Genomic DNA, 11,747 nt, shown 5'->3' on the forward strand with positions numbered 1-11,747 from the left:
TTTCATTGATTTCATACTGTCCCATACAGTTTCACAAAGAACGCTAAACCCTTGTTATTCATACGAATAGCAAGGGTTTTTCTTTTTTTCGTTCGTTATAGTACGCTTAACCCCGTTGACATCCGTGGTTTGATATGGGTAGACGATCGAGTATATCGCAAATACTCATCCAATCTACTCGCAAAAAGGAGAAACCCGCATGGCTCTTACCGTAAAGCAGATTCAAGCCGCAAAACCCAAAAAGAAATTGTACCGCCTTGGGGATTCAAACGGACTGTGTCTTGAAGTCACCCCCTCGGACACAAAGTTATGGAGATACCGGTATCGTTTTAACGGCAAAGAAAAAATGATGGCTATAGGCTCATTCCCTGCGACAGCCTTAAAGAAGCACGAGATAAGCGAGATGAACAACGTAAAATTCTAGAACGAGGTATAACCCCCTCCGAATACAAAAAAGACCAGCAAGCAGCGGCAAGTGGAGAAGATGAATTTGAATCAATTGCCCGCGAATGGACACCAAATTCAAAAACACATGGACCGTAGGACACGCCCAAACTATTATCAGCCGCCTTGAACTAAACTGTTTCCCTTGGATCGGCAAAATGGTTGTCAGTGAGATTGAACCGCCGGATATCTTAAAAATTCTCAGAAGAATTGAAAGCCGTGGTGCACTTGAAATGTAAACCTCCCCAAGTTAGTGCCATCCGTAAGTAAAATTTCTTGGGGTGAATGTGTTTGGACAAACTCGACTGGGGTCATGTCTCCAAGCGATTCAGGGTGATGCTGTGTGTATTCTTAGTATTTTCCATTCATCTCAAAAGAATTAATCAATTGTTGAAATGTCCAAAGACTATGCACAACGTTTTTTGATTAATCGATACGAATACAACAAAAGACCCCCTCCAACGAGATGAAGAGGGTCTCTTAAAATGATTCTTTTATAAATTGTTGCTTGTCAGTATTCAGTACAATACTAAAATTAAAACAATTTCCCAACTACATGCCAGACATTCCCTTCACTTCTTCAAGGGACTTCTCCATTTTCTCAAGGCCACTGTCCATCATCTGAAATCCTTTGCTGTCGCCTTTCTTGACCAGGCCCATACCCTTCATTAATTCCATCATCCCCTTATTGGCATGGCCCATTGAACCTTTGACCATTGAGTGGTGGTTACCACCTTCGGATCCTTTTTCGATCATCTTCATGCCATTATGCATGGGCATCATTTCTTTGTTCATGAGTCCCATACCTTCTTTCATGGTGGCCGGGTCATGCATGAGTTCTGCCCCATGCTTCATGTGGGCAAGACCTCTTTCCATCATGGATATACCATCATGCATAGAGCCTTGCATTCCACCATTTTCGCCATGCATGGAACCTTGCATTTCACCATCTCCGTGACCGGAATGACCTGAATTACCCATATTCATGGCAAATGCTGCGGTGGACATAACGAGAATAAAAGCCATAATTGCGCTAATGTTCATAATTTTTTTCATTTTACAACTCCTCTGGCGTGTTGTTGATTTCTTTCTTTATGACCACAACGGTCAAATCATCTTCCTGTTTGTCTTTTCCGGTAAAATCCTGAACTGCAGCAAAAATACCGGAGACAATAGACTTTGCAGATGAATTCTGCATGGAATTAAGCAAATTCCACAGTCTTTCCTTACCGAAAAATTCTCCATCCTTATCGGAAGCTTCCCATATGCCGTCAGTTCCCAGCACGAGGATCTGACCTTCATTGAGACCTGCACAGCAGTTCTCGGAATATTCCACATCTTCAAAAGCTCCGAGGACAATCCCTTCACCTTCAAGACGGATAAAATCATTTTTTGCGGGATCGAATATGAGTGCCGGTTCATGCCCGGCCCGGACCCAGCGCAATTCACTTTTGGCAGGATCAAGCTCAACTATGAGCATGGTCATAAACTGGCCTGTCTTATAGGTATCCTGCGCCACAAGACTGTTTACATCGGTGAGAATCTCACCCATCTCCCCGCCGCTAAGTGTCCGCGCCCGAAGATACCCACGCACAGACCCCATAAGCATAGCAGCCGGGACCCCATGGCCGCTGACATCACCGATGGCAAAACGCATATTCTCTCCATCCCGCTCAGGCCGGATGTAATCGAAGTAATCTCCACCCAACTCATCACAATACATGCTTTCACCATAAATATCATAACCTTCAATGTAGGGAGAATTCTGTGGTAGTAGATTGGTCTGGACTTCCATAGCCACATCAAGTGCACTCTTTATTTCAATATGCTCCCTTAATGACGGAGCCATGGAGTTGAAATCTCGAGCCAGTTCTCCGACTTCATCTTCCTCTGTGATTTCAACTCGTGCAGAAAAATCACCGGAGGCAATACGCTTTACTCCTTTGGCAAGGATCAAAATGTTTTCAGTAAATCTTCTTGAGAACATAAAAGCGAGCAGAGAAACCAGCAGAATGACAGCGATCAAAACGAAGACTGTCTGCAGATATTGATCATTAATTGCCAACTGGACATAAGATCTTGCTTTATCTGCCGGAGCCACAACATCATCATGCGGGAGAATCAGCACCAGTGAAATTCCACGCTCATCAGGAGCAGAAAAAGCCCAAATGCTGTCACGGCCATTATACGGCATACTCATAACGCCGGACTTCCCTGATTTAAGAAACCCTTGAAACCTAGAAAACAGAGCTGCATCCGTGGATGAAAGAAGCATCTGTGTGGAAGGGGGCTCCCACATATGCCCCATGCTCTTACGACTGGAAGCCGCGACCTCTTTTGCCACAACCTCAACACCACCGCTTCCATTACCGTTTGGTTCAAGCCTCACCAACAGGGAATCAATATTATGTGAAAAGACATCAAGATGATTGTAACCGTGCAAGAGAGTATCCAGAGGAACATCAATGGACACGCTCCCGACTGCCTTCTTATTTACAAATACACCCAAGGAAGCAGTAAGAACTGTACGGCCGGTCAGTATATCCTTCTTCGGTATGGACCAGCTTGGATTCGGGCTCTCATTTATCACCGGGACAGCCCTGTGCATCTTCATTCTCATTCCGCTTGTTGCCGGGTAATCAAGGCTTTCACCTGAATTGAATACTGCCCTGATCCACAATGTCAGTTCTGGATTTTTCAATTCCACAGCTTTCAGCAGGGGCAGCACAGAATCGGAGGTTCCGTTAGGCAGAATTGCACTTTGACCGGTACGGCGTCCCACAGTGTAACGGACCGAATCGAAATCCAGAGCATATGGGCCGTGCATCATGGTCTGATCACGTTGCTCATACTTATCTTCCCTCCGTGCAAAATCTTCCTGCCCGAAGTTGCCGCCCAGAAAAACCTCAGGGAGACTGAACTCATTGCCATCTTCAATCCACTCTGCAAGCTCAGCTGAAATATGCTGCAAGTTAAGCTCCACGATTCTGCGCTGTTTAGACAGGACTCGTGCATGATCTTCCACAAGTCTTTTGAGCTCAACACTGCTTTTACTTACCAACTCTCTGCGAACCTCCCCTCCAATATCATCGGAAAGTGACCGCAAAGATTCAAGAACCCCGGCCTGAACAAGAACAAGGGGGATTATTGATACAGTGAGCAAAAGCAGTAACAGTTTAAAACGTATTTTCATGTAATGACCTTTATGGTGCGATTTCCCTGACCTTAAATTTTTTCACTGTCCAGAGTACATCATTTAAAGCTATCTTCCCAGAGCTATAGCTACTTTTTTCACATAACATTCCATCATAAAATTAAGATGTTATTTCAAGTCATTACCAAAAAGAAGAGCCAAGAAACTCCGACTTGAAGCACTTCAATGTGAAAATAATTGCACATCGCCCGACAAAAAATAAATACTTGAAGAATATCATCCTATTTTAGTATGTTTTTATAGGAAGTTAAGGTACAAAAAAATGCATATATATGTGCAAATCAACTTTCAACAATCTAAAATTATTGATTTTTTATAAACAAATTTTGCACAAACAAGGCAAAAACGAAAAATCTGCCCTGAACTGATGAATTATCCAGTTTCTTAATGTACAGTATTAATTAAAAACATTGGCATGGAATAGTAATTGCTCAGTGTTTGGCCATCATTACGGATCAACCAACGGGAGAACTTCATGGATCGAACTTCCATAACAAAATATACGCTTACGCTTGTTTTCAGCGCGTGCATACTTTCACAATCAATACCGACTTTCGCGCAGCAGGCGGCAACTAACAATACCCAGAGCATCCACAATACACATAGTGAACTCAAAGAATTAAGTGGCTACCTCGTGGATGCAGCCCGTAACAACGATGACCTGTACGCAGCTTTTTACAGCTGGAAAGCAGCATTGCAGCGAGAAGCCAGTGTCTCCAGCCTCCCGGACCCCAGATTCAATTTCGCATGGTTCATCCAACCCGTTGAAACACGAACCGGACCGCAGGAATTTAAATATGGATTAACCCAGACCCTGCCTTGGTTCGGCAAGCTCGATTTAAAAGGAGAGCAGGCTTTGCGGGATGCCGATATTAAAAAAGCCAGATTTGACAATCTGAAGCTGAAAATCTTCACCGAGGTAAAAAAAACATACTACGACTATGCTTATCTCGCTCAGGCAATCCGCATCACCCGCGAGAATATAGAACTGATGCAATACCTCGAAAGCGTGGCCCGCGCCCGATATTCCACAGGAGCCGGAGCGTACGACGGGGTGATCAGAACTCAGGTTGAGCTTGGCAAACTTGAAGAGCGTTTACGCTCACTTGAAGAGCGTAAGGGACCCACTGTGGCGAAACTTCTGGCAATCATGAACAATACAGATAAACAAACAGTGCCTTTTCCAAAATCAATTCCGGTCATGGAAATAGGAATGTCTGCTGATGAATTGAAAGACGAATTCAAAAGCGGAAACCCCCGCCTGAAAGAACTTGCCCATGCTGTTGAAAGAGAAAAAATATCCGTAGAACTGGCTCATAAAGACTATTACCCCGACTTTTCATTCGGTGTTGAATACATTCAGACCGGAGACTCACGAAGCCCTAATGTCACCAATGAAGACAAGGACCCGATTATAACTGGTATGTCCGTCAATCTCCCTATCTGGATGGACAAGCAGAATGCACAGCTGAACGAGGCAAAGAGTAAAGTAAAGTCAGCTTCCCGTAAGCGGGCGGGTCTGGAGCGTAACCTGACCGCTGAACTGGAACTCCAGATTTATAAATATCAGGACGCCATCCGCAAAGTCAGCCTTTACCGAGACAGCCTGACCCCCAAGGCTGAGCAATCTCTCGGTGTTTCCATCGAAGCATTCCAGTCCGGCACAGCAACTTCAGGAGATCTCATTGATGCCGAGAGAACGCTCATTGAATTTCAGTTGGCCTACTATCAAGCTCTTGCCGAACAGGCCAGGCGCGTAGCCACAATCGAATATCTGGTCGGCCGTGAAATACCCTGTTCCATCCACGGTCAGATCATGCCACAATCAAAAATTTCCATCCCCGGGAATTAAATACACGGAACCATCATGAACAAATTTAAACATTTACTTATTCCAATCATCCTTGTTGCTATCGCCGCGTTTACAGCCGGATACATCATTTCAGGATCAAAGGGGCAGCAGGCGGAAAAAGAATTAGTTGCCGAACACGAAGACCATGGACTTGAAGCCACTGTTACAGAAACCGGAGATGTAGTCTGGACCTGTTCCATGCATCCCCAGATACAGTTACCTGAGCCCGGTAAATGCCCCATATGCTTTATGGATCTCATACCCCTTGAAAAAGGCGGCGAGTCCGGAGACGAAGCGGTCAGCCTGCGCCAGATAAGCCTGACCGCAACAGCTCGTAAACTGGCCGGGATAGCCACGACCACGGTGACAAGGCAAAGCGTCAATGTGCAAACCCGCATGCTCGGCAAGGTGGATTATGATGAAACCCGTATCGGTACCATCACTGCTTGGACAAGTGGACGTATAGACAAGCTTTATATCGATTATACAGGTAGTTCCGTACGCAAAGGACAGGCCATGGCTTCCATCTACAGCCCGGAATTACTTACAGCACAGGCTGAATTGATTCAGGCTGTAAAGGCCAAATCCGCCCTTAAAGACAGCTCCATGAAAGTGGTAAAGGATACAGCGGCCCGCACCGAAAAGGCCTCACGTGAAAAACTGCGGCTGCTAGGTCTTTCCAAAAGCCAGATAGCAAACATTATCAAACGGGGAAAAGCAGCTGAACACATAACTCTCTACTCACCCATGAGCGGCATCGTTATTAAAAAGGATGTCGTCGAAGGCGTTTATGTTAAAACCGGAACCCCGATCTATAGCATTGCCGATCTTTCAAGAGTCTGGGTTATTCTTGAAGCGTACGAATCCGACCTGCCGTGGATCAAAATGGGCATGAAGGTAAGTTTCAACACTGAAGCTTATCCCGGCAAAAACTTCGAAGGTAAAGTTGTCTACATTGATCCAGTGGTTAATGAGAAAACCCGTACAGTCCGGGTACGGCTGGAAGTTCCCAACAAGGAAATGAAGCTCAAGCCGGGAATGTTTGTACGTGCTGTGAACAAGCAAGAAAAACAGGCCGGAACTGAACTGGTTATCCCTGCTTCAGCTCCGCTCATCACTGGTAAACGGGCAGTGGTTTACATTGCCGTTCCCGGTAAGGAAGGCGTCTTCGAAGGACGCGAAATAGTACTCGGTCCCAAGGCCGGAGACTTCTATATAGTCAAATACGGTCTCAGTGAAGGCGAAGAGGTTGTCACCAAAGGTAACTTCAAGATCGACAGCGCCATCCAGATCATTGCTAAACCAAGCATGATGAACCCTGAAAGCGGCGTAAAAAGCGTCGTCCATGACCACAGCTCCGACTCTGCAGCTATGCAGGAGATGGATCAACAGGCAAAGGCTGATCGCACCCTGCCGCCTATCTTTGCATCAAAACTGGTCTTCCTGAAAAAAGATTTTGATTCCCTCATGGAGATTGCCAAATTCGGTGACCTTGAGAACAGCCGCAAACAATTCTCCGCATTCTTTGAAAGTCTCGACAAGATTGATGCTTCCGGTCTCAAAGGTGACGCATCTCTTGCATGGAAAGAACTGTCCATGCTGCTCAGGAACGATGCCGTGCTCGGCAGTGATATAAAAGACCAACAAAGACTGAAATCAATCACAGCTGAAACTGCGAACCACTTCAAGCGACTGGATACAACTTTCGGAATTGCGGCGCTCGCCGCCAATTCTGCAAACAAGGCTGAAGCCCCTGAAGCCTTCCAGATTCAACTCGGCAAAGTCTTTAATGCCTATTCAGCATTCACTGACGCTCTTGCAGCCGACAATCTGCAAAATGCTCAGAAGCAATCCGCACTCATAGCTGAAGAGCTAAAAAAAATAGATCACGCATCACTCTCCGGAGAAGCCCATAAAATATGGATGGAAGCACTGGAAAACATCAATGACGGTATGACCGCTATTCGTGAGGCAAAAGATCTCGTGGAAGTCCGTGCCGGACTGGAACCGCTTTCTTACGGCATGATTGACGCCGTTGAAAAACTGGGCATCAAGTCCACCAAGCCGGTATACGAAATATTCTGCCCCATGGCCTTTGATTTCAAGGGAGCCAAGTGGATGCAATCCGATGAGGACATACGCAACCCCTATTTCGGGGAAGCCATGCTCCAATGCGGAGAAGTTGAGCGTCAGATCAAGGCCGGAGAATAGGGTTCGGAGAACGATATGAGCGAAAACAACACTCAAGATATTAATCGTCCCAAGCCAAAGTCTTTCACAGAGAAAACCATTCTTTTTTGCCTTGAGCAAAAGCTCATTGTTGCAATTGTGCTGCTCATGGTCATCGGTGGCGGGATTTTCACCGCTCCTTTCAATTGGGATATAGGAGGCATTGACCGCTCCCCTGTGCCTGTTGATGCAATCCCGGATATCGGTGAAAACCAGCAGATCATTTTTACCCAATGGATGGGCCGCTCACCTCAGGATGTGGAAGATCAGATAAGTTATCCACTTACCGTGGCTCTGCTCGGAATTCCCGGAGTTAAGACCGTCCGCAGTTACTCGATGTTCGGATTTTCCACTATTTATGTCATTTTCAACGAGGACGTGGATTTCTATTGGTCGCGTTCCCGACTCATTGAGAAATTGAATAGCCTGCCTGTCGGAACACTTCCCGCCAATGTCAAGCCGGCACTGGGACCGGACGCTACTGCGCTGGGGCAGGTCTATTGGTACACAATTGAAGGACGCGATCCACAGGGGAATCCTACCGGAGGCTGGGACCTTGATGAATTGCGATCTGTTCAGGACTGGTACGTGCGCTATGCTTTACTTTCAGCCGACGGAGTAAGTGAAGTTGCCTCTGTGGGCGGATTCGTCAAAGAATACCAGATTGATGTTGACCCTGATGCCATGCGTGCCGCCAAGGTGACGCTCAATGACGTTTACCGCGCGGTGAAGATGTCCAACCTCGATGTGGGAGCACGGACCATTGAAATAAACAATGCCGAATACGTAATTCGCGGCATCGGTTTCATCAAGAAGCTGTCCGATATTGAAAGTTCAGTGGTCAAGGTAGTCAACAACATTCCCATCTATGTTCGTGATGTTGCCCGAGTAACCGAAGGACCAGCCCTGCGCCGTGGTGCGCTTGATAAAGGAGGAGCAGAAGTTGTGGGCGGGGTGGCGGTTGTCCGCTATGGGGAGAACCCGCTACAGGTCATTGAAAATATCAAAGACAAGATAAAAGACATTTCACCGGGACTACCTTCAAAGATTCTGCCGGACGGCACTGAAAGCAAACTAACCGTTGTTCCATTCTATGACCGCTCCGGGCTGATCCATGAGACTTTGGGAACCCTTAACACAGCACTGACTGAAGAAATCCTGATCACGATCATCGTGGTACTTATTGCGGTGATTCACTTAAAGAGTTCACTGCTGATTTCATCACTGCTTCCTCTTGCTGTACTTATGTGCTTCATGGGTATGCGGATATTCAAAGTTGATGCAAATATTGTAGCGCTTTCGGGGATTGCTATCGCTATCGGTACCATGGTCGATATGGGTATCATCATCTGCGAAAATATCCTCAAGAAAATAGAGCACGCCAAAGAGGGAGTCAGCAGGTTAAAACTTGTCTACGAAGGAACGGCCGAAGTGGGCAGCGCGGTCATGACCGCCGTTGCCACGACAATTGTCAGCTTTATGCCAGTATTCGCAATGGACGGAGCAGAGGGTAAACTCTTCAAGCCGCTGGCCTATACCAAAACTTTCGCTCTGCTGGCTTCAATTATAGTGGCCCTGACAATACTGCCCCCGGCTGCGGAATTGCTTTTCACATCCCGCAGAAAGTTCCTCAAGAACAGGCGGACATACTTCACTGCCGGAATTTACATGCTTTGCGGTATTGCTGTTTCCATACTGCTCAAATGGTGGGCAGGGCTGTTCTTTATCTATATTGGAATTAAGCAGCTCGTACTTCCTTTTGTTCCCGAAAGATTCCACAAATATGCCAACTATGCAGAAACATGGATCATAGTTATCATGGTTGCCTACGTGCTAACCAAATCATGGTTGCCGCTGGGACCTGAAAAAGGAATGGGGACCAACTATCTTTTCGTGGCTGTCATCATTGGCGGGCTTATGCTCTTCTTTGACCTGTTCAGGCGCGGATACCCCAAAATGCTGGGCTGGTGCCTGAATCACAAACTGCTTTTCCTGAGCCTGCCGACCTTAGTTGTCACACTTGGGCTTTCCATATGGCTCGGGTTTGCCAACCTTACAGGATTTTTACCTGATTCAATCAAGTCCACTCCGCCCTATATAAAGCTGGCCCATGTTTTCCCCGGGCTGGGCAAGGAGTTCATGCCCGATCTTGATGAAGGCGCATTCCTGTTCATGCCCACAACCATGCCCCATGCATCAATCGGCGAGGCTATGGACGTGCTGCGCAAACAGGACATGATGATCCAGTCCATCCCGGAAGTCGAGTCCGCCGTGGGCAAGCTTGGACGAGCAGAAACTCCCCTTGATCCCGCACCTATCTCCATGATTGAAACGGTCATCAATTACAAGTCGGAATATCTGGTGGATCAATCCGGTGAAAGGTTGCGTTTCAAATTCTATCCTGATCAAAAAGATTTCTTCCGCAATGTGGAAGGTGATCTGGTTCCTGCCAATGATGGCTATCCATATCTTGTGCAGGGTTATTTTGAACGTGATAGCAACGGAGAGCTGATTCCTGATCCTGACGGCAAGCCTTTCAGAATATGGCGCCCGTCCCTTAATCCCGGCCTTAACCCGGACCGCAAATCATGGAAAGGCATCAACTCGCCCAATGATATCTGGGATGAAATAGTTAAAGCCGCGGAAGTTCCCGGTGTTACATCCGCACCAAAACTGCAGCCCATTGCTGCCCGTATCGTTATGCTCCAATCCGGCATGCGTGCGCCCATGGGCATAAAGGTCAAAGGCCCTGATCTGCAAACTCTGGAAAAGGTAGCCTTAGATCTTGAAAGACTGCTTAAACAGGTAGGATCAGTTCAGCCGGAAGCTGTTATAGCCGACCGCATTGTAGGCAAGCCTTACCTTGAAATTATTATTGATCGTGAAGCCATTGCAAGATATGGCGTCATGCTTTCTCAGGTGCAGGACGTTATTGAAGTAGCTGTGGGCGGCAAGGTCGTCACCACCACGGTCGAAGGCCGTGAGCGTTACCCTGTGCGTGTAAGATACTTGCGGGAACTGCGGGACAACATAGACGCCATAAACAATATTCTGGTCAGTGCTTCGGGAGGCGAGCAGATACCGCTCAGCCAGCTTGCCGAAATAAAATATGTACGCGGACCTCAAGTTATCAAGAGTGAAGACACTTTCCTCATCGGTTACGTGCTTTTTGATAAAAGACCCGGATTTGCCGAGGTGGATGTGGTTGAACAGGCCCAGGCTTTTCTGGATTCAAAGATCAAGTCCGGTGAACTTACAATTCCGGCAGGAGTCTCCTACGAATTTGCCGGAAGCTATGAGAACCAGATTCGTGCGCAGAAAAAGCTGGCTGTAATTTTACCCTTGGCCCTGCTTTTTATCGTGCTGATTCTGTATTTGCAGTTCAAGTCCATTGCCACCACCATGATGGTATTTTCAGGGATCTTTGTAGCGTGGTCCGGAGGTTTCCTCATGGTCTGGCTCTACGGGCAACCGTGGTTCATGGACTTCAGCATGTTCGGCACAGATATGCGTGAGCTTTTTCAGGTCAGCCCCATAAATCTGAGTGTTGCCATCTGGGTCGGCTTTCTGGCCCTGTTCGGCATTGCCTCAGACGACGGGGTCATCATGGCGACCTACCTTGATGAGAGCAAGAAAGGTCAAAAAATGAACTCCGTAGCCGAGATCAGGCAGACGATTATCTACGGAGCGCAACGCAGAATCCGTCCTGCACTGATGACATCAGCAACCACTATCCTTGCTCTATTGCCAATACTGACCTCAACAGGACGCGGTTCGGATATCATGGTGCCCATGGCAATCCCTTCATTCGGAGGAATGACTATCGCGATACTTACCGTATTTGTTGTGCCTGTGCTTTATTGTGGGGTTGAGGAGATGAAATTGCGGAGCAAAGCTTAATTGAGGATCAATCAATCCTATTAGTTGTCGCTAAATTCTTTATTCGTCGAAGCCCAGATTCCCAATCTTACCCAGCAACACGCCCTGCCGATGGCGCACGTCTGCCAG

Annotated in this window: 7 protein-coding genes; 5 read left to right on the forward strand and 2 right to left on the reverse strand. The window is 47.0% G+C overall.

Annotated elements, in window-relative coordinates; all coding sequences use genetic code 11:
- Nucleotides 1–199 precede the first annotated feature (199 nt).
- Both ACZ5PW_RS12850 and ACZ5PW_RS12855 read left to right on the forward strand, forming a co-directional pair.
- Nucleotides 200–424 carry an Arm DNA-binding domain-containing protein gene (locus ACZ5PW_RS12850; protein ID WP_464554300.1) on the forward strand — a complete coding sequence of 75 codons (225 nt, stop codon included), beginning with the start codon at nucleotides 200–202 and terminating at the stop codon, nucleotides 422–424.
- 85 nt (nucleotides 425–509) lie between these two features.
- Nucleotides 510–683 (forward strand): phage integrase central domain-containing protein, encoded by a 174-nt coding sequence (locus ACZ5PW_RS12855; protein WP_464554305.1) that lies wholly within the window; start codon nucleotides 510–512, stop codon nucleotides 681–683.
- Nucleotides 684–996: 313 nt separating this feature from the next.
- On the opposite strand, the gene ACZ5PW_RS12860 is transcribed toward ACZ5PW_RS12855, so the two are convergent.
- On the reverse strand, nucleotides 997–1,500 hold the full coding sequence (locus ACZ5PW_RS12860; protein ID WP_464554307.1) for a hypothetical protein: 504 nt from the start codon (nucleotides 1,498–1,500) through the stop codon (nucleotides 997–999).
- A gap of 1 nt (nucleotide 1,501) precedes the next feature.
- A complete protein-coding gene (locus tag ACZ5PW_RS12865; protein ID WP_464554312.1) occupies nucleotides 1,502–3,637 on the reverse strand; it encodes a PP2C family protein-serine/threonine phosphatase in 2,136 nt (711 codons plus the stop codon).
- Nucleotides 3,638–4,133: 496 nt separating this feature from the next.
- Between ACZ5PW_RS12865 and ACZ5PW_RS12870 the strand changes: the two genes are divergently transcribed.
- From ACZ5PW_RS12870 to ACZ5PW_RS12880, 3 genes are read left to right on the forward strand one after another with little or no spacing between them, the layout of a single operon-like run.
- Nucleotides 4,134–5,510, forward strand: coding sequence for a TolC family protein (locus tag ACZ5PW_RS12870; protein ID WP_464554315.1), 1,377 nt, complete (start codon nucleotides 4,134–4,136; stop codon nucleotides 5,508–5,510).
- Nucleotides 5,511–5,525: 15 nt separating this feature from the next.
- Complete coding sequence (locus ACZ5PW_RS12875) at nucleotides 5,526–7,721, forward strand: efflux RND transporter periplasmic adaptor subunit (RefSeq protein WP_464554317.1); 2,196 nt, start codon at nucleotides 5,526–5,528, stop codon at nucleotides 7,719–7,721.
- Between the two features lie 15 nt (nucleotides 7,722–7,736).
- The gene (locus tag ACZ5PW_RS12880) at nucleotides 7,737–11,639 is read left to right on the forward strand and encodes an efflux RND transporter permease subunit (RefSeq protein WP_464554320.1); all 3,903 of its coding nucleotides are present in this window, start codon (nucleotides 7,737–7,739) and stop codon (nucleotides 11,637–11,639) included.
- Nucleotides 11,640–11,747 lie beyond the last annotated feature (108 nt).

This window comes from Maridesulfovibrio salinus (assembly GCF_055394525.1).

Coding starts and splice junctions, on each gene's coding strand:
- ACZ5PW_RS12855 (WP_464554305.1), top strand. CDS start 510: ATGGACACCAAATTCAAAAACACATGGACCGTAGGACACGCCCAAACT.
- ACZ5PW_RS12875 (WP_464554317.1), top strand. CDS start 5,526: ATGAACAAATTTAAACATTTACTTATTCCAATCATCCTTGTTGCTATC.
- ACZ5PW_RS12865 (WP_464554312.1), bottom strand. CDS start 3,637: ATGAAAATACGTTTTAAACTGTTACTGCTTTTGCTCACTGTATCAATA.
- ACZ5PW_RS12870 (WP_464554315.1), top strand. CDS start 4,134: ATGGATCGAACTTCCATAACAAAATATACGCTTACGCTTGTTTTCAGC.
- ACZ5PW_RS12860 (WP_464554307.1), bottom strand. CDS start 1,500: ATGAAAAAAATTATGAACATTAGCGCAATTATGGCTTTTATTCTCGTT.
- ACZ5PW_RS12880 (WP_464554320.1), top strand. CDS start 7,737: ATGAGCGAAAACAACACTCAAGATATTAATCGTCCCAAGCCAAAGTCT.
- ACZ5PW_RS12850 (WP_464554300.1), top strand. CDS start 200: ATGGCTCTTACCGTAAAGCAGATTCAAGCCGCAAAACCCAAAAAGAAA.